At 67.7% G+C, this 20,080-nt stretch carries 18 protein-coding genes; 5 read left to right on the top strand and 13 right to left on the bottom strand.

The window, feature by feature from the left end; all coding sequences use genetic code 11:
* Window positions 1–86 precede the first annotated feature (86 nt).
* Window positions 87–953 carry a methylglyoxal synthase gene (locus tag BN1263_RS18425; protein ID WP_058983228.1) on the top strand — a complete coding sequence of 289 codons (867 nt, stop codon included), beginning with the start codon at window positions 87–89 and terminating at the stop codon, window positions 951–953.
* Between the two features lie 325 nt (window positions 954–1,278).
* Here BN1263_RS18425 and BN1263_RS18420 read toward each other — a convergent pair whose 3' ends face one another.
* From BN1263_RS18420 to ttcA, 3 genes are read right to left on the bottom strand one after another with little or no spacing between them, the layout of a single operon-like run.
* Window positions 1,279–2,058: a M48 family metallopeptidase gene (locus tag BN1263_RS18420; RefSeq protein WP_058983227.1), complete on the bottom strand. Its 780-nt coding sequence runs from the start codon at window positions 2,056–2,058 to the stop codon at window positions 1,279–1,281.
* Between the two features lie 59 nt (window positions 2,059–2,117).
* Complete coding sequence (locus BN1263_RS18415) at window positions 2,118–3,023, bottom strand: recombination-associated protein RdgC (protein ID WP_021202267.1); 906 nt, start codon at window positions 3,021–3,023, stop codon at window positions 2,118–2,120.
* Window positions 3,024–3,059: 36 nt separating this feature from the next.
* On the bottom strand, window positions 3,060–3,980 hold the full coding sequence (gene ttcA, locus BN1263_RS18410) for a tRNA 2-thiocytidine(32) synthetase TtcA (RefSeq protein ID WP_186008986.1): 921 nt from the start codon (window positions 3,978–3,980) through the stop codon (window positions 3,060–3,062).
* Between the two features lie 90 nt (window positions 3,981–4,070).
* Here ttcA and BN1263_RS18405 point away from each other — a divergent pair, with 90 nt between their 5' ends.
* Complete coding sequence (locus BN1263_RS18405; protein WP_005407501.1) at window positions 4,071–4,274, top strand: YdcH family protein; 204 nt, start codon at window positions 4,071–4,073, stop codon at window positions 4,272–4,274.
* Between the two features lie 116 nt (window positions 4,275–4,390).
* On the opposite strand, the gene plsB is transcribed toward BN1263_RS18405, so the two are convergent.
* The 4 genes from plsB to BN1263_RS18385 all read right to left on the bottom strand — a co-directional run bounded on the left by plsB (window position 4,391) and on the right by BN1263_RS18385 (window position 10,049).
* Window positions 4,391–7,027: a glycerol-3-phosphate 1-O-acyltransferase PlsB gene (gene plsB, locus BN1263_RS18400; RefSeq protein WP_019662245.1), complete on the bottom strand. Its 2,637-nt coding sequence runs from the start codon at window positions 7,025–7,027 to the stop codon at window positions 4,391–4,393.
* Complete coding sequence (locus BN1263_RS18395; RefSeq protein WP_058983223.1) at window positions 7,027–7,980, bottom strand: hypothetical protein; 954 nt, start codon at window positions 7,978–7,980, stop codon at window positions 7,027–7,029. Before BN1263_RS18395 ends, plsB begins: the two co-directional genes overlap by 1 nt.
* A 423-nt stretch (window positions 7,981–8,403) precedes the next feature.
* Window positions 8,404–9,129 carry an orotidine-5'-phosphate decarboxylase gene (gene pyrF / locus BN1263_RS18390; protein WP_058983220.1) on the bottom strand — a complete coding sequence of 242 codons (726 nt, stop codon included), beginning with the start codon at window positions 9,127–9,129 and terminating at the stop codon, window positions 8,404–8,406.
* Entirely contained in the window at window positions 9,126–10,049 is a 924-nt protein-coding gene (locus BN1263_RS18385) for a 5'-nucleotidase, lipoprotein e(P4) family (RefSeq protein ID WP_058983218.1), read from the bottom strand. The genes pyrF and BN1263_RS18385 overlap by 4 nt, the downstream gene beginning before the upstream one ends.
* Window positions 10,050–10,150: 101 nt before the next feature.
* Here BN1263_RS18385 and BN1263_RS18380 point away from each other — a divergent pair, with 101 nt between their 5' ends.
* Window positions 10,151–10,804 (top strand): YceH family protein, encoded by a 654-nt coding sequence (locus tag BN1263_RS18380; protein WP_058983217.1) that lies wholly within the window; start codon window positions 10,151–10,153, stop codon window positions 10,802–10,804.
* A 72-nt stretch (window positions 10,805–10,876) separates the two neighbouring features.
* Here the strand turns inward: BN1263_RS18380 and BN1263_RS18375 are convergent, their stop codons facing one another.
* Complete coding sequence (locus BN1263_RS18375) at window positions 10,877–11,404, bottom strand: GNAT family N-acetyltransferase (RefSeq protein WP_058983216.1); 528 nt, start codon at window positions 11,402–11,404, stop codon at window positions 10,877–10,879.
* Between the two features lie 261 nt (window positions 11,405–11,665).
* The gene (locus BN1263_RS18370) at window positions 11,666–13,642 is read right to left on the bottom strand and encodes a UvrD-helicase domain-containing protein (protein WP_058983214.1); all 1,977 of its coding nucleotides are present in this window, start codon (window positions 13,640–13,642) and stop codon (window positions 11,666–11,668) included.
* Between the two features lie 100 nt (window positions 13,643–13,742).
* On the opposite strand from BN1263_RS18370, the gene BN1263_RS18365 reads away from it, so the two are divergent.
* Window positions 13,743–14,363: a thymidine kinase gene (locus BN1263_RS18365; RefSeq protein WP_021204637.1), complete on the top strand. Its 621-nt coding sequence runs from the start codon at window positions 13,743–13,745 to the stop codon at window positions 14,361–14,363.
* A 534-nt stretch (window positions 14,364–14,897) separates the two neighbouring features.
* Here BN1263_RS18365 and BN1263_RS18360 read toward each other — a convergent pair.
* From BN1263_RS18360 to BN1263_RS18345, 4 genes are all read right to left on the bottom strand, one after another.
* On the bottom strand, window positions 14,898–16,502 hold the full coding sequence (locus BN1263_RS18360) for an OpgD/OpgG family glucan biosynthesis protein (protein ID WP_058983212.1): 1,605 nt from the start codon (window positions 16,500–16,502) through the stop codon (window positions 14,898–14,900).
* Window positions 16,503–16,607: 105 nt separating this feature from the next.
* A complete protein-coding gene (gene mutM / locus BN1263_RS18355; protein ID WP_058983210.1) occupies window positions 16,608–17,420 on the bottom strand; it encodes a bifunctional DNA-formamidopyrimidine glycosylase/DNA-(apurinic or apyrimidinic site) lyase in 813 nt (270 codons plus the stop codon).
* Window positions 17,421–17,439: 19 nt separating this feature from the next.
* Entirely contained in the window at window positions 17,440–17,772 is a 333-nt protein-coding gene (locus BN1263_RS18350) for an EF-hand domain-containing protein (RefSeq protein ID WP_058983208.1), read from the bottom strand.
* Window positions 17,769–18,971, bottom strand: a complete 1,203-nt coding sequence (locus BN1263_RS18345; protein WP_058983206.1) for a DesA family fatty acid desaturase — start codon at window positions 18,969–18,971, stop codon at window positions 17,769–17,771. The genes BN1263_RS18350 and BN1263_RS18345 overlap by 4 nt, the downstream gene beginning before the upstream one ends.
* A 187-nt stretch (window positions 18,972–19,158) precedes the next feature.
* Between BN1263_RS18345 and BN1263_RS18340 the strand changes: the two genes are divergently transcribed.
* Window positions 19,159–19,944 (top strand): ABC transporter ATP-binding protein, encoded by a 786-nt coding sequence (locus tag BN1263_RS18340; RefSeq protein ID WP_058983204.1) that lies wholly within the window; start codon window positions 19,159–19,161, stop codon window positions 19,942–19,944.
* Window positions 19,945–20,080: the final 136 nt, after the last annotated feature.

Genomic DNA, 20,080 nt, shown 5'->3' with positions numbered 1-20,080 from the left:
ATGGCAATGAAGAAAGTTGTAAAAGCATCCAGATAGGGGAATGCCGACATACACTGCCGCCTTCACCCGTAACTGCGGAGCGTTCGATGCGCATCGGCCTGGCTGCCAACCGTCTTCATCACCACGACGCGCGCGCCGCGCTGTTCCGTTGGCTGCGCAGCAGCGAGGCCGGCCTGCGCGAGCTGGGCGTGTCGCTGCATGCGGTCGGTCGCACCCATGACGCGATCGAACGACAGGGCTTCCTGACCGGGTACGCGGGCCTGCACCGTTACCCGTACGGACGCGAGGGCGGCCTGATGAAGCTGGTCGCCGAAGTCGTCGGCATGGGTCCGGATCGGACACTGGATGGCGCGATCTACCTGATCGACCCGGTCGATCCGTCCTCGGTATTTCCGGAAGCCACGGCGCTGAAGCGCCAGTGCGTGATTCACGGCAAGCCGTTCATTTCGACCGTGGCCACTGCACGCGACTGGGTCGAAGTGGAGCGCGTCCACGCCGGGCTGGCGGCAGACGGCGGCGCCGACGACCTGCATGCGTTCGAAGGCCAGACGCTGGCGCTGATCGCGCACGATGCGATGAAGCCGGCGATGCTGGCCTTCGCCGATGAGCACTTCGATGTGCTGGCCCGGTTCGGTGAGCGGGTGGCGACCGGCACCACCGGCCAGCGTTTGAACGAACTGGCCTGGAGCCGGGGCTGGCCGCGTGATACGCCGTGGGTGACGCGCTACCAGAGCGGCCCGATGGGCGGTGATGCGCAGATTGCCGACCGGGTACTGGAGGGGCGTTGCCAGCGTGCGATCTTCTTCGAGGACCCGCATGTGGCGCGCCAGCATGAGGCGGATATCCAGCTGCTGGAGCGTGCGGTGACGACGGTGACCGACCAGGCAGTGTGCATTACGGCGCCGCGGGTGGCGGCGCGGTGGGCGGCGGCGGCGGCGCTGCGGGCGGGGTGAGGGTTTCGGCCAACGGCTGGGCCCCTCGTGGTGGGTCGTTCAAATCAGAAGCCGTGCTCGGCCGGCCGGGGTGGATTGCGCAGGGGGCGCTGCAAGTACGTCCTTGTAAGCTCGGTCGCCGCATCCATGCGGCTCACGCCCCTGCGCAACCCACCCCGCCCGGCCACGGACAGTTTCCTGTGTGCCCATCACGGAAGGAAGAAGGAAGAGCAGGAGCGGGTCGCGCGCTGCGCGCGCTTTTGTAGAGCCGAGCCATGCTCGGCTGCTGTCGATCGCGAGGGCTGGATATCTGCGCCACGCGCGTCAGCCGAGCATCGGCTCGGCTCTACAGCAGCTGGCGAAGCATCGCCTTCAGCCTGCGGCCTTCCAGCTGGAAGTAGTCGCGCTGCTCGCGCCAGGCGGGGAAGCGTTGTTCCACTTCGTGCCAGAACGCAGGCGAGTGATTGGGCTGGATCAGGTGGCAGAGCTCGTGCACCAGCACATACTCGAACGCTTCCGGACGACCGAGCACCAGGGCCAGGTCCAGTGCCATGCTGCCGTCGGGGGCCAGCGAGCCCCATTGCGAGGACATCACCTTCAGCCGCAGGCGGCTGGGGGCGCGCGGCAGAGTGGGCAGGTACTTCGGCAGCCAGCGGCCGACGTCGGCGCGGGTCTGGGCTTCGTAGAACTCGCGCAGCAGACGGCGCAGGGTGGCGTCACCACCACGGGTGGGCCACTGCACGCAGGCGCCGTGCGCGTCGATCTCCAGGCGCGCATAGCGGCCTTCCTGCCAGCGCAGTGGCAGCAGTTCGCCGCGCAGGGGCAGCACGCCGTCTTCGCCGGGCTGCAGCGGCGCCGGCAGGCCCTGGCCCTGGTACTGGCGCAGCTGCAGTGCCAGCCAGTCGCGGTGCTGTTCCAGGAAGCGTTCGCCCATCGCCAGGCTTGCCCGCGGCGGCAGGGTCAAGCGCGCGCCCCGCTCATCCACGCTCAGCTTGATGCGCCGCGCACGCGGATCACGCACGCGCAGTACCTCGATCTCGGCATCCTCCAGGCGCAGGCGAACGGTGTCGCGCTGTACGGTGGCGGGCGGGGTCGGGCTGATCAGGCGGCGCAACAGACGGCTCATGCACCCAGCATAGCGCTGCTTCGGGCCGCCGGATGACCGGCGGCCGTCGGGCTGCCTGTTCAGTCAGCCTTGCTGAGCTTGAAGGCTTCTTCCAGCAACAGGAACAGGCGGCGGATCTCGGCGCTCTGCAGGGCGAAGCGGGCGTCGAACTCGGCGCGGCGGCCATCTTCGTCGGCATGCTCCAGCTGGTCCAGGGCACCGTCGAGGAACTTCAGCTTGCGCACGATCAGGTCGTCGCCGATCACGAAGGACAGGTTGTCCTCGAAGATCAGCGCCAGCTTGGTCACCTGCTTGCCGGCGTCCAGGTGCTTGTCGATCTCGTCGCAGCGCAGCTCCTGGTGCTGGCACTTGACCACCGCGCCACCTTCCACCGGGTCCTTCATCTCGCACTCTTCGCCCAGGCTCAGCCCGGTCGGCAGCGGCTCGCCGGCGATCCAGCCGGTCAGGATCGAGCGCGGCGCGACTTCGGCGTTCAGCGGCATCGCCGGGAAGCTGCCGAGCAGGCCGCGGATGTCGGACATGAAGTATTCGCCGGTCTTGCGGCTGGAGGTATCCACTGCCACGTAGCCGTGCTGCAGGTCGATGAAGGCGTCGTTGCGCGAGGACTTCACGAAGGCGCGCGGCAGCAGTTCATGCAGCAGGTCGTCCTTCATACGCTTGCGCTCGCGGCCACCCGGGCGGCGGCCTTCCTTCTCCTCGATCTCCTCCAGCTTGCGCTCGAGCAGGTCGTTGACCACCGCCGCCGGCAGGATCTTGTCCTCGCCGCCCACGGTCAGCCACAGGTGTTCGGCGATGCGGTGGGAGAGCTGCTCCTTTTCCTCGCGGCCGAACGGCGAGATGAAGCCGCGCGAGTTCATTTCCAGCGCGCCAACAGGCTTGAGCACGGCGTGCGGCAGCAGGGTATCGACTTCGGAAAAATCGGTGGCGGTCGGAAAACGGAAGAACGTCAGGTTGCGAAAGAACATGGAATTCCGGATGGCAAAGAGGAAGGGCGACCGACCTTAAACGGTGGGCGTCTCGGGATCTGCGTCGGCGTCGGCCGGGGAACCGGCCAGCCAGGCATGGGCATCGGGCAGCGGCGCGTCGTCGCGACGGCCCAGCGCCATGAAGTCGAACAGGGTAGTGTCGGCCAGCTGCGAGGGCCGGACGTCGCCCATGGCGCGCGCGATCTGCTCGATGCGGCCGGGATGGTCCTTTTCCCACTGCTTCAGCATCAGGCCGACCTGGCGGCGCTGCAGGTTCTCCTGGCTGCCGCACAGGTTGCAGGGAATGATCGGGAACCGGCGTGCCTGCGCGTAGTCGACGATGTCGCTTTCGCGCACGTAGGCCAACGGCCGGATCACCACGTGCCTGCCGTCATCGCTGCGCAGTTTCGGCGGCATCCCCGCCAGCTTGGCGTGGTGGAACAGGTTCATGAAGAAGGTGGCCACCATGTCGTCGCGGTGATGGCCCAGCGCGATCTTGGTGAAACCGTGGGTTTCGGCGTAGTTGTAAAGCGCGCCACGACGCAGCCGCGAGCACAGCGAACACATGGTCTTGCCTTCCGGGATGACCCGGCTGACCACCGAGTAGGTGTCCTGCTCGATGATGTGGTACGGCACGCCCAGCCCAGCCAGGTAGTCCGGCAGGATGTGCTCAGGGAAGCCCGGCTGTTTCTGGTCCAGGTTCACCGCCACCAGCTCGAACGGCACCGGTGCCTTCTTCTGCAGCTGCAGCAGCACGTCCAGCAGGGTGTAGCTGTCCTTGCCGCCGGACAGGCAGACCATGACCTTGTCGCCGGCCTCGATCATGCCGAAGTCGGCGATCGCCTCGCCGACCTGGCGGCGCAGGCGCTTGGCCAGCTTGTGCTGCTCGCGCTCGGCCACGCGTGGATCGCGGGCGGCGCGCGGCTGGGGATCGGGAAGGGAAATCACGGCACTCATGGGCTCCATTCTAACGGCTCGGAGCGGCCCCGGCCGGGGGCGGTATTCCCCTCTCCCGGCGGTCATCATCGCTGTGTATGCTCGGAACCTGTGGACACCTACGACCCCGCCGAGATCGTCGAACGCCTCGCCGCCCTGCGCGCCGAGCACCGCCTGCTGGATGAACAGATCACCCGCATGGCGGCCAACGGCGAGGACGAACTGGAAGCCAAGCGCCTGAAGCGGCGCAAGCTGCAGTTGAAGGATTGCATCGCCAGGCTGGAGAGCCTGCAGATTCCCGACGAGCCGGCCTGAGCCGGGTTCAGATGGGTGCCAACCCGGGTTGGCCTCCTGCTCCGGTACGTGCCAACCCTGGTCGGCACGACGGGAAGGTGTGCGGACCAAGGTCCACACCCACCGCAGGATTCAGTTCAATCCTGCGGCGCCGGCTCATCCGGGCGCGCCGCTTCCGGGCTGACCCGCTCGATGGTGTGGCGCAGCTCGCGGCCGAGGATGAACTTGGCATCCTTGGCCCAGGCATCCAGGCGCTCGTCGAACAGCAGCTTGCTGTTCTCGTCCGGCCACACCAGGCGCAGCTCGCGCAGCTTCTGGATGAAGCCACGGAACAGGGCCTTGTCGAAGAACTCCGGCGCCGCCGGCGCATAGAGCAGGCTCAGGCGCTGCGCGGCCTGCTGGCACAGGCTTTCCAGTTCGGCGGCGCCAAGCACGCCGGGGCCGTTCTTCACCAGCACCGAAATGGCGATGTAGTAGCGCTCGAACGCCTGCTGCAGCGAGTGCCCGATGGCGCGCAGGCGGAACACCTCGTCGGTCTGCCCGGTGTTGCGCGCCAGAATGCCGCCGTCGTCATCATTGACGTTCTGCAGCAACCCCTCACGCACGAACACGTTGATGGTCTGGTCGATGCGCTGGGCGAACTCGTCCTCGCTCCACGGCAGGAACAGCTCGGCCTGCAGGAACGGGTACACCGTACGGCCCAGCTGGACCAGGCCGGCGCGGCTCATGCGGCGGTTGTTCTGGAAGCAGCAGGCCACCCACGATGAGGCGGTGAACAGGTGCAGCACATTGTTGCGGAAGTAGCTCAGCAGCACCGCGGTATCGCCGCTGACGCTGAGCACATCGCCCAGCGGGTGCTTGATGCGGGTGAGGACGTTGATTTCCTCGGCGTGGGCGATGATCCGCTCCGGCGAGTGCGGGGTCACCGTCACCCGGTCCGAATATGGCATCTCGACCAGCAGGGTCTTGCACAGCTCGATCTGCGCGATCAGGTCGGCCTCGCCCATCGCGTGCTTCGGCGTGGACAGCAGAGCCAGCGCCAGCAGGTTGATCGGGTTGACGTCGGCGGCGCCGTTGATGCGCACCTGGATGCGTTCGGCCAGCGTATCCACCGTGGTCGACAGCCAGGCCGGCTTCTCGTCCTCTGACACCGCCTCGCCCTTCCACTCCGGCGCCTTCTCGGCCAGCACGTCGTTCAGTGCGATCGGTTCGCCAAAGTTCACCACCACCTGGCCGTAGTTCTGCTTGAGCACCTTGGGGATGCCCCACAGCAGCGACCAGATCGACTCCTTTTCCTTCGGCCGGCCGGACAGTTCGTCCAGATAGCTGCCGCCTTCCATCAGTTTCTCGTAGCCGATGTAGACGGGCTGGAACAGCACCGGCTTGCGCGGCTGGCGCAGGAACGCACGCAGCGTCATCGAGATCATGCCGCCCTTGGGCTGCAGCAGGCGGCCGGTGCGCGACCGGCCACCCTCAACGAAATACTCCAGCGAATAGCCACCGGCCACCAGCTGCGCGACGTACTCGCTGAGCACCGCCGAGTACAGCGCGTTGCCGCGGATCGAGCGGCGGATGAAGAACGCACCGCCCTTGCGCAGCAGGGTACCCACCACCGGCAGGTTCAGGTTGATGCCGGCCACGATGTGCGGCGGCACGATGCCACGGTCGTACAGCAGGTAGGACAGCAGCAGGTAGTCCATGTGGCTGCGGTGGCTGGGCACGTACACCACTTCGTGGCCCGGCGCGGCAGCCTTGAACTTGTCCAGGTGGTGCACCAGCACGCCCGCATAGATGCGGTTCCACACGTGGCTGAGCATGAAGCTGGCCGAGCGCACGACCGGGCTGGAATAGTCCGCGGCGATTTCCCAGGCGTAGGCGTGTGCCTTCTTCCAGGCATCGGCCGGCTTCGAATTGTCGCGCTTGGCCTGTGCGGCGATCGCCTCGCGCACCGGTTCGGCAGCCAACACCTGGTCCACCAGCAGGCGCCGCGTCGACAGGTCCGGGCCGATCACCGATTCACGGATGCGCCGGAAGTGCGTACGCAGCACGCGCTGCAGCTTGCGCACCGTGCGCTCCGGCTCCAGGCCTTCGTCCACGGTGCTTCGCAGCGAGATCGGCGGGGCGAAGCGCACGATGGTATTTCGCCCGTTCAGCAGCAGGCCCAGCAGGCGGCGGAAGCGACCGACCAGCGCCCAGTTTTCCGAGAACAGCACCGCGAACCAGCCGCTCTGCTTGTCCGGCGCGCGGCCGACGAAGATAGACACCGGCACCAGATGCACATCCAGGTCGTCGCGCACGCGGTGCGCCTGCAGGACCTTGGCCAGCGAATCGGAGTGGGTCTTGGCGCCGCGCTGCTCGGGAATCAGCGAGTTGCTGGAGCTGCGCCGCGACAGCGCCAGGTAGGCGCGCTTGCGCCCGGTCGGGTCACCGGCCAGCGGCACCAGCGGCGAGGGCAGCCCGGCCTGGCGGCAGGCCTTGTCCAGGATCAGCGCGTTGGACAGGCCGTAGTCTTCCAGCACGTACACGACCGGACGGCCATCGTTGTACTGGCCTGGGTCTTCCGGCTCGATCTTCAGCGACAGCCACGGCTCGACCAGGCGGCCCAGCAGGCGAGCCCACAGCGGGCGGCGGCCGGCCGGACGCGCGTGCACGGGCGGCGGCACCGGGTTCGGGCCGGTGCCGGTCGAGGGGGACGCCGGCACCGTATCGGCGGGCGTCGACTGGGATTCTTCGCCGGGAAACGGCAGCGGGTTCTGTTTCGACATCGGCGCCATTATGGCTTAGGCGGCGGCGTTGCTGCTTCCCCACCCCCAGCAGGGGCTTCAGCCGGTGATGGCGAGGCCGCAGCGCGGGCCGCGTCGGCCTTGCGCAGCAGCGCATCGGTGTCGGCCAGGGTGCGGGTCAGGTACCAGTGGCCCTCGCGGCGGCTCAGCGGCAGCTGCAGGATCATTTCGCGGCCAGCCAGGTCGTAGTGCAGGCGTACCAGCGCATTGTCACCCTCCACCGAGAGCAGCTCACCGCGCACGCTGCGCAGCGCCTCGTCCACGCCCAGTCCGTAGCTGCCCAGCACGGCCTTGAGGGTGTGGATGAACGGCGCCAGCTGCTGCAGGCTGCCTTCCATGCCGGCGGCCTGCAGGCCGGCCTCATCATCGAACCCAACCTTGCCGGCCGCGCCAACCAGTGCGGCGATGGTGCTGCGCGCGCGGGCGCGGTCACTGATCGGTGCGCCCTGCGCCCAGCTGGCGAGGGTTTCCACCAGGGCGATGTAGTGCGCCTGTTGGCCGGGCGTATAGCCCTTCTGATGGCGCAGGTACTGCACGCCGAAGTTGCCCATCGACTGCGCGGCCTGGCGGACGGCGCCGGCCTGTCCGGCCAGCTGGCGATCGAAGCTGCGCTGCAGTTCGGCGCTGGCGTTGGGCTTGCGCAGCGCGGCCAGCATCGGCAGCAGCTGGTCACCCAGCGGCAGTTCGGTCAGCGGCCACTGGCTGTGGCCTTCGGTCCAGGCCTGTTGCAGGCGCTGGTACTGGCTGGGCGGTACCGACAGCTTCGCGTAGCCGGCCAGATCGTCCTCGGCCAGGCGCAGGGCCATCGCCTGCACCGCCGCGACCGGTTCGGCTGCCGGCTTGGCCGGATCATCGGCTGATTCGCGGCACGCGGCCACCGCCAGCAGCAGCATGGCTGCCAGCCCCCATCCACGCGCAGACCTTCCTCGCACCGCCACGCTCATGCAATCGGACTCCCCGGACCGGTCCGCATCTTGCGGCCTGCGACGTGACAGCGGCAAGCCGGGACGTCACGGTTTCCGCTGTTGCCTGTGCAAGTCACTGACGGGAATAAAAAAGAGCCGGGATCACGGGGATCACAGGCTCTTCAAACCGGCGCAGGGCCGGTGGACAGTGTTGTGGCACATGTCCGGTCCGAGGACCGGATGGCGGCGATCCTACGCTGCCGCTCAAGTTAAGGCAACACTTCACGTAGTGCGCCTTAAACTATTGATTTTATTGATTCACCTGATGATGGGGGTGGAAGCAATGAAATCTACGGCAGGTTTTGCGGCGATTCGGGCACAACCGCTCGGTAGACGGATGCAAAAACGCCATCCCGCGCGGGCCGGGATGGCGTTCGGGCCTGCAGCCTTCGCAACGGAACCTCAGCGCGCACCCAGTGCCGACGCGATTTCCTGCTGGATGGCCCGGGCCGCGGCCTGCGGATCGGTGGCCAGGCGGATCGGACGGCCAACCACGATGGCATCGGCACCATCGGCAAACGCCTGGGCCACGCCAACGGTACGCTTCTGGTCATCGCCGATCGGGCCACCGGGGCGGATGCCCGGGCAGACGATCGAGAACCCGGCGCCGGTCGCGGCGCGGATCGGGCCGGCCTCCTGGCCCGAGGCGATCACGCCATCGATGCCGGCCGCCTGCGCGGCCAGCGCGCGTTCGACCACCACCTCCACCGGTTCACGGTCGATGCCCATCTGCGCCAGGTCCGGGCGGCCCATCGAGGTCAGCACGGTTACCGCCAGCAGGCGCATGTCGCTGCTGTTGGCGGCGGCGCAGGCTTCCATCATCGCCGGGTGCCAGCCGTGGATGGTGGCGTAGCTGACCGGCCACTGCGAAAGGCGCTTGATCACCGCCGCGGCGGTGGCCGGGATATCGAAGAACTTCAGGTCGACGAACACGCGCTTGTCGCGGCGGGCCAGCTCGTCCAGCACCTGGAAGTACTCGCCCGACGCCAGCAGTTCCATGCCGATCTTGTAGAACGCCACGCTGTCGCCGAGGCGGTCGACCCACTCCAGCGCCTGCGCGCGATCAGGCACGTCCAGCGCGAAGATCAGGCGCTCGTCGTCGCGCAGCGGCAGTGGCGCGCGGCTCATGGTGCGTAGTCCAGGGCAGCGCGCTTGGCGTCGTGGCGGGCCTGGCGCGACTGGCTGTAATCGTTGTTGAACTGCGCCGGCTCGAAGCCACCGTAGGTCGGGTTGGGCAGCATCCACCAGCGCTCGCCGAACCAGTCGTGGTACTGCTGCAGCAGTGCGTCACGGCCGTCGTTGGTGTTGGCGGTCACTTCCACGAAATCGCCCAGCTGGTCGCCGAACTGCATCAGCACGCGGTACTTCTGCCCGGCCAGGCGGCGGCGGCAGTTCTTCTCGCTGCCGGCCTGCTCGCACCCTTCGACCACGGTGCCCAGGCCCAGGAACACGCTGTCATCGGCCACCGGCAGGCCCTGCTCGCGCAGGTTGGCCAGGGTCGCGTCCTTCAGGTGCACGGCGCGGTTGGAGATGTACAGCAGGGTCACGCCCTTGGCGTTGGCAGCCTTGGCGAAATCCACCACGCCCGGAATGGCCTTGGCCTTCTTCTCGGCCACCCACTGGTCCCAGCTCAGCTCGTCGTATTCCTTGCCGTCGCGCACCAGGCGCGCCTGGTAGGGCGAGTTGTCCAGCACGGTCTCGTCCACGTCCAGTACCACGGCCGGCTTCAGGCCCTTGGCCTCGTTGCCGCGTTCTTCCGGCACCAGTGCGTCCCAGTGGGCTTCCTTCAACGCGACATCCAGGTGGTCGGCGGCGGCACGATAGGTCTGCTCGGTGATGGCCTTGTACTCCTGCGCGCGCTGCATCCACAGCACCGCATTGAGATTGTCGTTGGCCGTGGCATCGCGCGCGCCGTCAGCCTTGGCGGCAGAGGCCGGGGCCTCCGGCGCAACGGCTTCGGCGGCAGGCGCTTCCACGCGCTTGCAGGCGGACAGGCCCAGCGCCGCGGTAGCGAGCAGGGTCAGGGGCAGGGAAACAGGACGACGCATGGATTCACCGGCAATCAGATATACCGGCGCATTTTACCGGCAAAGGCGGCCCCGGGACGGCTATGCTTGGCGGTTGACCCGTTGTCCTTCCGGAGGCTGCCATGACCGATTCCACCCAGACCCCCGACGTCCCCCTGCTCGACGCCGTGCAGGCACGCCTGTTGGGCTGCCTGGTGGAAAAGGAGGCGACCACACCGGACACCTACCCCTTGACAGTCAATGCCGCCCAATCGGCCGCCAACCAGAAGACCGCGCGCGAGCCGGTGATGAACGTCGATGCCGGCAGCGTGCAGCACGCGCTGCGCCAGCTGGAAACGATGGGCCTGGCCCGCCAGCACTTCTCCTCGCGCGCGGACCGCTACGAGCACCGCCTGCAGGCCGCGCTGGACCTGACCCGGCAGCAGACCGTGCTGCTGGCGCTGCTGCTGCTGCGTGGGCCGCAAACCCTGGGCGAGCTGGTGTCGCGCAGCGAGCGTCTGTACCGTTTTGCCGACACCGACGAAGCCCGCCACGCCATCGAGCGCCTGCAGCAGCGCGCGCTGCTGGTGGTGCTGCCGCGCGCCAGCGGCCAGCGCGAAGACCGCTACATGCACCTGCTGTGCGGAGAAGTGGACGGCGCGGCACTGGCAGCGAAGTACGCCAGCGGCGGCGGTGGCAGCAGCGATGCGGCCGATCCGGGATTGGCCGAGCGCGTCGCCCAGCTGGAAGCAGCGGTGGCCGAGCTGCAGGCGCAGCTGGCGGAACTGCGCGGTTGAACGTCCACATCCGGTAGTGCCGGCCGCTGGCCGGCATCCAGGCATGACCAGGTTGCCGGCCAGCGGCCGGCACTACCCGACGTCAGCCGCGCCCGGCGTGGCATACAACCGGCTCGGGCTGTCCACGCCCGGCAACTGGATCACCCCGCGCTCCTGCATGCCCAAGCCCAGCAGGATCTTCCCGGACACCACGTTGTCCAGGTCGGTGATGCCATACAGATCGTGCAGGCCCAGCGCTCCGCGTGCATGCGCGAACACCGCCCGCGCCGCCTCACCGGCATAGCCCTGCCCGGCGAATTGCGAAAGCACCGCATAGCCGATATCCGGCCCCGGCAGGCCATCCCGCCGCACCAGCCCGGCATTACCCACCCAGGCACCATCGGACAACCGCTCGATGGCATACATGCCGAAGCCATTCAACGCATAGCTGTGCAGCACCCGCAGCGCAATGTACTCGCGTGCCTGTTCTTCGTCGCGCACGTTGCGGTCACCGATGAAACGCACGAAGCCCGGATCGTTGAGCAGGGCCAGCATCGGTGCCGCATCACGGTCAGGTTCAATGGCCCGCAGCCGCAGGCGCTCACTCTCGATCGGTTGCACAGGCAGACCTCCAGCCGAAACCCCGATTCTGCCTCAACCCCCGGCTGTTGCTTTTGATTTCCTCTGCATTGCCGTGGAAGGAAGCGCCCGGAATCTGTCAGAGGCCGGTCGGGGTGGGTTCGCGGGGGTATCCGCGCCATGGATGGCGCGGCTAAGCCCCCAAGGACGGGTTCACGGCGTCCCCCGCGAACCCACCCCGACCGGCCACACTGCGGAACCAACGCGCGCTCCACCACGGAGGGGCGGCGCCGTTGGAGCGCCCTAGTCGAACAGCGCCTCAATCGCCGCCAACCCCGCGCTCGCCCGTTCCTTCTTCCGCGCCGCATCCGCCACCGGATCGGCGCCATCGCGCTGGATCTCCTCGGCCGGAATCTCCTCGAAGAACCGGCTCGGCTTCAGGCGTACGTGTTCGCCGAACTTGCGCGTCAGCTTGCTGTAGCTCATCCACAGCTGGATCTTGGCGCGGGTGATGCCCACGTACAGCAGGCGCCGTTCTTCCTGCAGGTTGCCCTCGTCCAGGCTGACCTGGTGCGGCAGCACGCCGTCCTCGCAGCCGACGATGAACACGTACGGGAATTCCAGGCCCTTGGAAGCGTGCAGGGTCATCATGCGCACCTGGTTGCCGCCCTCGTCCTTGTCGCTGCGCGACAGCAGCGCCAGCTGGCCGGCCAGGTCGGCGGCGGTTGCACCGCGCGGGCCGCCCTCGAACCACTGCGCCAGTTCCTCGATGTTGTTTGCGCGGCGCTGGTAGCTGGCCTCTTCCTTGGCCTGCTGGCGCAGCTCGCTCAGCAACCCGGATTCCTTGGCCACCTTGCGGATCATGTCGCCGGACGTCACCTGGCGCATCTGTGCACGCAGGTCGCGCAGGATGTCGGTGAAGCGCGCCAGGCTGTTGGCCGCGCGCGGTGGGAGCTGCTGCAGGGCACCGATGGTTTCTGCCACATGCGCCATCGGCATGTCCTTTTCCTGGGCCAGCTCGGCCAGCTTGGCCAGCGTGCCGGCACCGACGTCGCGCTTGGGCGACTGCACCGCACGCATGAACGCGGTGTCGTCATCCGGGTTCACCAGCAGGCGCAGCCAGGCCAGGGTGTCCTTCACTTCCTGGCGTTCCAGGAACATGGTGCCGCCGGTCAGGTGATAGGGAATGCGCAGCAGTTGCATCGCCTTTTCCAGCGGGCGCGACTGGAAGTTGCCACGGAACAGGATGCAGAAGTCACTCCACGGCACGTTGCGCGATTGCGCCACGAAGGCGATCTCGGCGGCGACCTTCTCCGCTTCGTGTTCGCTGTTGCGGCATTCCCAAACACGGATGCGTTCGCCGTCGGCCTGGTCGCTCCACAGCTTCTTCAGGTGCTCATGCGGATTGTTGGCGATCAGCGCGTTGGCGGCGCGCAGCACGCGGTTGGAGCAGCGGTAGTTCTGCTCCAGCTTGATGATTTCCAGCGTGGGGTAATCGCGCCCCATCTGCTGCAGGTTTTCCGGGTTGGCACCACGCCAGGCGTAGATCGACTGGTCATCGTCGCCGACGCAGGTGAAGTTGCCCTTCTCGCCGGCCAGCTGCTTGAGCAGGCGGTACTGCGCGTCGTTGGTGTCCTGGCATTCGTCCACCAGCAGGTAGCCGATGCGCTCGCGCCAGGCCAGGGCGATGTCCGGATTCTCTTCCAGGATCTGCACCGGCAGACGGATCAGGTCATCGAAGTCGACCGCATTGAACGCGGTCAGCCTCAGCTGGTATCGCTCGTAGACGCTGGCCGCTTCCTTCTCGCGGTTGCTGCGTGCGGCGGCCATCGCCTGTTCGGGCGACAGGCCGGCGTTCTTCGCGCGCGACACCAGGTTCTTCATGTCCTCGATGTCGTCGGGCTTGGCCCCGTGCATCAGGTCCTTGATCTGCGCAGCGGCATCGTCGGCGTCGAAGATCGAGAATCCACGCTTCAGGCCCACCGCCGCGTGCTCGATCTGCAGGAACTTCAGGCCCAGCGCATGGAAGGTGCAGATCGTCACCTCGTCGGCATCCTGCTCGCGCAGGCGCTTGGCCACACGCTCGCGCATTTCCTTGGCCGACTTGTTGGTGAAGGTGATCGCCGCGATGCGGCGTGCCGGGTAGCGGCCACAGCTGATCAGGTGGGCGATCTTTTCCACGATCACGCGCGTCTTGCCGCTGCCCGCGCCGGCGAGCACCAGCAGCGGACCTTCGATGTGCAGGACGGCGGCGGCTTGGGGGGGATTGAGACCGTGCATGGGATGGGGATTGTAGCGGGGCGGGGTGACGACCACAGCGGCCTGCCGGCGGGTTGCTGAACGGCTTCGGCGAAGCGGGGCCGCGGCGTACAATCCGTCGATGGCCAAGCTCTACTTCTACTATTCGGCGATGAACGCCGGCAAGACCACCACCCTGCTGCAGAGCGCCCACAACTACCGCGAGCGCGGCATGCGGGTGGCGATCCTGACCCCGCGCCTGGACGATCGTGCCGGCGCCGGCGTGGTTGCCTCGCGGATCGGCCTGCGCGCCGAGGGCATGGCCTTCGACCGTGATACCGACCTGCAGCGCTGGGTAGAGCAGGACCTGGCGGCGAACGGGCCGATGGGCTGCGTGCTGGTGGACGAAGCGCAGTTCCTCACCCGCGCCCAGGTCTGGCAGCTCAGCGAGGTGGTCGACCAGCTGCGCATTCCGGTGCTGTGCTACGGGCTGCGCACCGACTTCCGCGGCGAACTGTTCGAGGGCAGCCAGTACCTGCTGGCCTGGGCCGACGAGATGCAGGAGATCAAGACCATCTGCCACAGCGGCAAGAAGGCAACGATGACGGTACGCGTGGATGAGCATGGCCACGCAGTACAGGACGGCCCGCAGGTGGAGATCGGCGGCAACGACCGCTACGTGTCGGTCAGCCGCGCCGAGTTCAAGAAGATCACCCGCGGCGAAGGGCGGATCGATCCGGCGCAGGCGCCCCTGCCGCTGTAAGGGGTGTTCTTTTGCAGGGCTTGCAGCCCTGCACCTGCTCAACGCCACGGCAACGGCCAAAGCCAAAGCGGCATTCCGCGGGATGGCGGGGCGGTGTGGGTGGGCAGGACACGCCGTAAACCCGTCCCTGGGGGCTCGATGGCGCCATCCATGGCGCCAACGGTCCTGCCCACCCAAACCGCCCCACCTCTGACAGTTTCACGCGGCTGTTGGTGGGTGCCGACCGTTGGTCGGCACATCTGTCAGATATCGAAATTCATCTATCGAAATTCATCTGGGGTCAGAGCCCGTTGCGCAGCAACGGGATCCGACCCCGTGCTCCGACAGATCGCGGCGATCTGTCGAAGGCGGGGTGGGTCCGGTTGAGGGGGCGTGAGCGCCATGGATGGCGCGACCGAGGCTACATGGACGTATTTACGCCGTCCCCCTCAACCGGACCCACCGCGCCTCCCCACAGGAAACCAGCTTCTGCCGTTGCTTCGGCTCTGGCCTCTGCAGGTGCAGGGCTGCAAGCCCTGCAAACCCGCACCCCTCTTAGTACAGCGTGCGCTCCGGCGCTCCGGCCGGCGGCGGGGTGTACTGGTACAGCCAGGTCTCGGTGAGGGTCTTGCCACCACTGCGCAGGAACAGGCGGATGTCGATCTGCTCGGTACTGCCTTCCGGCGGCACCAGGTCGAACATCGCGCGGTAGCCGTTGATCTCGCGCAGCGGCCGCGCCGACACGATCTCGACCCGGCCCCGGCTGGCTTCCACCACCGCCTCGACCTCGCCCTTGTCGATCAGCCTGGCAAGTTCGCCACCTTCGAAGTCCACCGCGAAGCGCCAGCTGAAGTACTCGCGCTTCTTGCCGACCACACCGCCCAGGCCGGTGCGGCTGGCCACGCAGTGCGCCATCGGCGGCCGTGCCGGCGGCTCGGCGCCCCAGTACAGGCGGTAACGGACCAGCAGCTCCTGGCCCGGCTGCGGCTTTTCCTTGGGATTCCAGAACGCCACGATGTTGTCGAAGGTCTCGTCCACGGTGGGGATCTCCACCAGCTGCACCGAGCCCTCGCCCCATTCGCCCTTCGGCTCCACCCACAGGCACGGCCGCTTCTCGTAGAACACGCCGTCATCCTGATAGTGGTCGAAGTTGCGGTCGCGCTGCAGCAGGCCGAAGCCGCGCGGGTTGCGGTCCACGAACATGTTGAAGCGCAGGTTGCGCGGGTTCAGCAGCGGGCGCCAGATCCATTCGCCGGCACCGGTCCACAGCGACAGGCCGTCGGTATCGTGGATCTCCGGGCGCCAGTCCCAGCCCATGCGGCGGTCGTTCTCGCCCACCTGGTACATGCTGGTGCACGGGGCGATGCCCAACCGCTCGATCGCCTTGCGCGGGTACAGCGCGCTGTCGATGTCCATCAGCAGCACGTCACCGTTGGTGATCGCGAAGCGATAGGCACCGGCCACGCTGGGCGAATCCAGCAGGCCGTAGACCACGATCGTGTCCGAATCAGCCGACGGCTGTTCCAGGTAGTAGGCGATGAAATCCGGGAATTCCTCCGGCTTGCCCATGCCGGTATCGATCGCCAGGCCACGCGCGGACTGGCCGTACTGACCCTCCTTGCCGACCGCGCGGAAGTAACTGGCGCCGAGGAAGGCGGCGAAATCGCGGTCGGTGTCCTTGCGGGTGTTCAAGCGGAAACCGGCGAACCCCAGGTCGGCCGGCAGCTCGCCGTCCTTGATGCCGCTCTTGCCGTAGTTGAATGCCGCGCCGTCATAGGCCAGCTCCTGCGCCTTGCCGTCGACCACGTCGAACATGCGCACCGGCGAATGGAAGTACAGGCCCAGATGGAAGAACTTGGCCTGGAACTTGCCTGGCTGGTCAGCCCACAGCGCATGGTCCTGGCGGTAACCGATCGACTGGTACTGGTCCCAGTCCAAGCCTTCCAGGCGGCCCGGCAGCACCCGCTTGTGGCTCTTGTAGGGCGCCTGTGCCAGCGCGCGCGCCTGGCCCTTGAGGGTAGCGAAGTCGAACGGCTGCGGCTGGCCGAGGCGGCGCAGGCCCATCTGGCCGCTCCTGCTGGCCGCGCACGCGGGCAGGGACGGCAGGCCGAATGCTGCCAGGGCGAGGGAGGCATTGCGGATGAAGTCGCGTCGTTGCATGCAGGCGCGTCAGGCACGAAGGGAAGGTCGGCCATGATAGGCAGACAAACGTTAACGGGCAGCGGAGACGTCTCCTGCCCGTTCAGCTGCCGCTGGCCGCCCGGCTCAGCGCTGGCAGTGGTTGCACCAGACGCTGGCGCGCTGGCCGATGGTGGCGTGCTTCAGCGCGCGGCCACAGTTCGGGCATGGCAGGCCGTCGCGGCCGTACACCAGCAGTTCCTGCTCGAAGTAGCCCGGTGCGCCGTCAGGGCTGATGAAATCACGCAGCGTGGTGCCGCCCCGGGTGATCGCATAGCCGAGGATTTCCTTCACCGCCCCGGCCAGCCGCTGGTAGCGTTCGCGCGAGATCTTGCCCGCCTCGCGCAGCGGGCTGATGCCGGCCTTGAACAGGCTCTCGGCGGCATAGATGTTGCCGACGCCCACCACCACCGCCTGGTCCATCAGGAAGGTCTTCACCGGCGCACTGCGGCCCCGGCTGCGGGCGAACAGGTAGTCGCCGTCGAAGGCCTCGTCCAGCGGCTCCGGACCCAGCCCCTGCAGCAGCGGGTGGACCTCGCCGACCGGCTGCCAGAGCAGGCTGCCGAAGCGGCGCGGGTCGTTGAACCGCAGCAGGCGGCCGTTGTCCAGGCTGATGTCGACGTGGTCATGCGCCCGCAGCGGGGTATCACCGGGCAGCACGCGCAGGCTGCCGGACATGCCCAGGTGCAGCACCGCGCTGCCGACGGCGGTATCCAGCAGCAGGTATTTGGCGCGCCGGCGGATGTCTTCGATGCGCTGCCCCGGCATCAGCTCGGCCACTTCCGGTGGAATCGGCCAGCGCAGGTCGGCGCGGCGCAGGATCACGCCATGCACGCGGCGGCCCTGCAGGTGCGGCGCCAGGCCGCGGCGGGTGGTTTCGACTTCGGGCAGTTCGGGCATGGGGTGATTCTACCCCCGCTCAACGCGGCGGCGCGGACAGCTCGCGGGCGTCGAGGAAGCCATCACCGTTGGCATCCTGCTTGTGGAAGCGCTGCACGATCACCTGCCGCTGCTGCTCGCGGCTGATCGCCCTGCCCTTGCCACCGGGCAGCTCCTCGGCCGTCAGCACACCATCACCGTTGCGGTCCATGCGGTCGAAGGCATACAGCATCCACTGCACGTACTCGGCCTCGCTGACCCTGCCGTCGCCATCGCGGTCCATCCGCTGCAGATAGCTGGCGGTGTCGGTGACCTGGGCCAGCGCCGCGCCCGGCAGCAGTGCCGCCAGCAGAAGCCCGTACCCTGCCCTCACGCGCCCACCAGGCTGTAGCCCTTCAAGCGTGCGGCGTAGGCCTGCAACGCCGCGATACCGCTTCCCTCGGCCTCGCGGCACCACGCCTGCAGCTGATGCAGGCGCTCGGCAGCATCGTGGCCGCGCGCCTCCAGCAGTGCCGCCAACCGTGCGCGGTACTCGACCAGGGTGCGGATGCGCGGGCGCTGTGCCACCCAGGCGCTCAGCTGGGCACGGCTGTCCGGCTTCAGCCAGCGGCCATCGTTGACCAGACCGCGGCGCAGCCGGCGCGGCAGCAGGCGGCGCAGCTTGGCTCCGGCCTGGGCGGCTTCCTCGCGCAGGGCTGGCATGAACACATTGCGCTGGTAGTCGGTCATCGCCTGGAAGCGGTGCGACAGCAGCGCCTTAAGGGTCTCGGCATCGGGCACGGCGATGTTCGGGCGTACGTCCATGGCCGGTGCCACCCGCAGCACCTTGGCCAGGCGCAGCGCCTGCAGCAGGCGGATCGCACTCCAGCCGATGTCGAATTCCCAGCGCCGCATCGCAAAGCGCGCCGAGCTGGGGAAGGCATGGTGATTGTTGTGCAGCTCCTCGCCACCGATCCAGAACCCCCACGGCGTCAGGTTCGTGGAGGTATCGGCCGATTCGTAGTTGCGGTACCCCCACCAGTGGCCCAGGCCATTGACCACGCCGGCCGCCCAGAACGGGATCCATGCCATCTGGATCGCCCAAAGGGCCACGCCGGGCAGGCCGAACAACACGCTGTTGATCGCCAGCAGCAGCACCGGGCCGAGCGTGGCATGCGGGGTATACAGGCGGCGCTCGATCGCATCATCCGGGGTGCCGCGCCCGTACTGTTCGATGTCCGCGCGCATGCCGCGCGCTTCGCGGTACAGCTCCACGCCGTGCCAGAACACCTTGCCGATGCCGCGGGTAACCGGGCTGTGCGGGTCGTCCTCGGTCTCCACCTTGGCGTGGTGCTTGCGGTGGATGGCCACCCATTCCCGGGTGATCATCGAGGTGGTCAACCACAGCCAGAAGCGGAACAGGTGGGCCAGCGCCGGGTGGAAGTCGACCCCGCGATGGGCCTGGCTGCGGTGCAGGTACAGGGTCACCGAGAAGATGGTGATCTGGGTGAAGACCAGCAGCACGGCCAGCATGGCCCACCACCCCAGGCCGAGAACACCACCGGTCAACAGGGACATCAGGGCATCAGGCATGGCAGCTCTCCGGATCTACGCGGGGATGGCAGACATGATGGGCGCTTGCGTTGCAAACTGCATCCCTGCGGCGGTGCTTGGCATCGCCATCCGTGGCACCGTTCACAGTTGGGGACCTGAGTTGTCGAGCCTTGATCCACGCGCCAGCCGCATTTCCGCCGCCCCGCCCGTCGCGGAGCTGCCCCCCTTGATCGAACTGGACCGCGCCACTGTGGTGCGTGGCCAGGTGAAGGTGCTTCATGGACTCAGCCTGCGCATCGCGCAGGGCCAGCACACCGCCCTGCTCGGCCCCAACGGCTGTGGCAAATCGACCTTCATCAAGCTGATCACCCGCGAGCTGTACCCGCTGGCGCAGGTCGATGGCTCCGTCGCGGTGAGGGTGCTGGGCCAGAACCGCTGGCAGGTGGACCGGCTGCGCTCGCAGCTGGGCATCGTCACCGGCGACCTCAGCAGCAACCTGGCCGACATGCCGGGGCTGACCGTGGAACAGGCGGTGCTGTCCGGCTTCTTCGCCAGCTACGTGGTGCCGGCCTTCCGCGAGGTGACCGCCGACATGCGCGCACGTGTCGGCGAGACACTGGCGATGACCGGCGCGCTGTCCCTGCGTGAACGTGCCTACGCCGAGCTGTCGGCCGGCGAAACCCGCCGCGTGCTGATCGCGCGCGCGCTGGTCAACCGGCCGCAGGCGCTGCTGCTGGACGAACCCTCCACCGGGCTGGACCTGGTCGCCCGCGAGCAGCTGGTGGCGACCATGCGCGTGCTGGCCCAGCAGGGCATCACCCTGGTGCTGGTGACCCACCACATCGAAGAGATCATTCCCGAGATCGAACGCGTGGTGCTGCTGCGTGACGGCCGCGTACTGGCTGACGGTACCCGCGCCGAGCTGCTGCGCAACGAACCGCTGTCGGCGGTGTTCGGCGGCGCGATCACCGTGTGCGAGCAGGAAGGCAGGCTGACTGCGTACGCGGGGTGAGGCGGAGCCCTCGGGAAACCCGAGGGGCTTGGAAAACCGGCGACGGTAGAGTCGACTGTTAGTCGACTATCGCGCGCAGCGCGGGATCTTTGCGATCCAGGCGAAAGGCAGTCGACCAACAGTCGACTCTACCCCG

The sequence above is a fragment of the Stenotrophomonas thermophila genome, assembly GCF_001499715.1.
Lineage (GTDB): Bacteria > Pseudomonadota > Gammaproteobacteria > Xanthomonadales > Xanthomonadaceae > Stenotrophomonas > Stenotrophomonas hibiscicola.
Note: the sequence above shows the minus strand (reverse complement) of the source record. Positions and strands in the feature narration are given on the sequence as shown.

Excerpts from the sequence above, each read along its gene's own strand:
- BN1263_RS18425 (WP_058983228.1), top strand. The coding sequence starts at position 87 with ATGCGCATCGGCCTGGCTGCCAACCGTCTTCATCACCACGACGCGCGC.
- BN1263_RS18420 (WP_058983227.1), bottom strand. The coding sequence starts at position 2,058 with ATGAGCCGTCTGTTGCGCCGCCTGATCAGCCCGACCCCGCCCGCCACC.
- BN1263_RS18415 (WP_021202267.1), bottom strand. The coding sequence starts at position 3,023 with ATGTTCTTTCGCAACCTGACGTTCTTCCGTTTTCCGACCGCCACCGAT.
- ttcA (WP_186008986.1), bottom strand. The coding sequence starts at position 3,980 with ATGAGTGCCGTGATTTCCCTTCCCGATCCCCAGCCGCGCGCCGCCCGC.
- plsB (WP_019662245.1), bottom strand. The coding sequence starts at position 7,027 with ATGGCGCCGATGTCGAAACAGAACCCGCTGCCGTTTCCCGGCGAAGAA.
- BN1263_RS18395 (WP_058983223.1), bottom strand. The coding sequence starts at position 7,980 with ATGAGCGTGGCGGTGCGAGGAAGGTCTGCGCGTGGATGGGGGCTGGCA.
- pyrF (WP_058983220.1), bottom strand. The coding sequence starts at position 9,129 with ATGAGCCGCGCGCCACTGCCGCTGCGCGACGACGAGCGCCTGATCTTC.
- BN1263_RS18385 (WP_058983218.1), bottom strand. The coding sequence starts at position 10,049 with ATGCGTCGTCCTGTTTCCCTGCCCCTGACCCTGCTCGCTACCGCGGCG.
- BN1263_RS18380 (WP_058983217.1), top strand. The coding sequence starts at position 10,151 with ATGACCGATTCCACCCAGACCCCCGACGTCCCCCTGCTCGACGCCGTG.
- BN1263_RS18370 (WP_058983214.1), bottom strand. The coding sequence starts at position 13,642 with ATGCACGGTCTCAATCCCCCCCAAGCCGCCGCCGTCCTGCACATCGAA.
- BN1263_RS18365 (WP_021204637.1), top strand. The coding sequence starts at position 13,743 with ATGGCCAAGCTCTACTTCTACTATTCGGCGATGAACGCCGGCAAGACC.
- BN1263_RS18360 (WP_058983212.1), bottom strand. The coding sequence starts at position 16,502 with ATGCAACGACGCGACTTCATCCGCAATGCCTCCCTCGCCCTGGCAGCA.
- mutM (WP_058983210.1), bottom strand. The coding sequence starts at position 17,420 with ATGCCCGAACTGCCCGAAGTCGAAACCACCCGCCGCGGCCTGGCGCCG.
- BN1263_RS18345 (WP_058983206.1), bottom strand. The coding sequence starts at position 18,971 with ATGCCTGATGCCCTGATGTCCCTGTTGACCGGTGGTGTTCTCGGCCTG.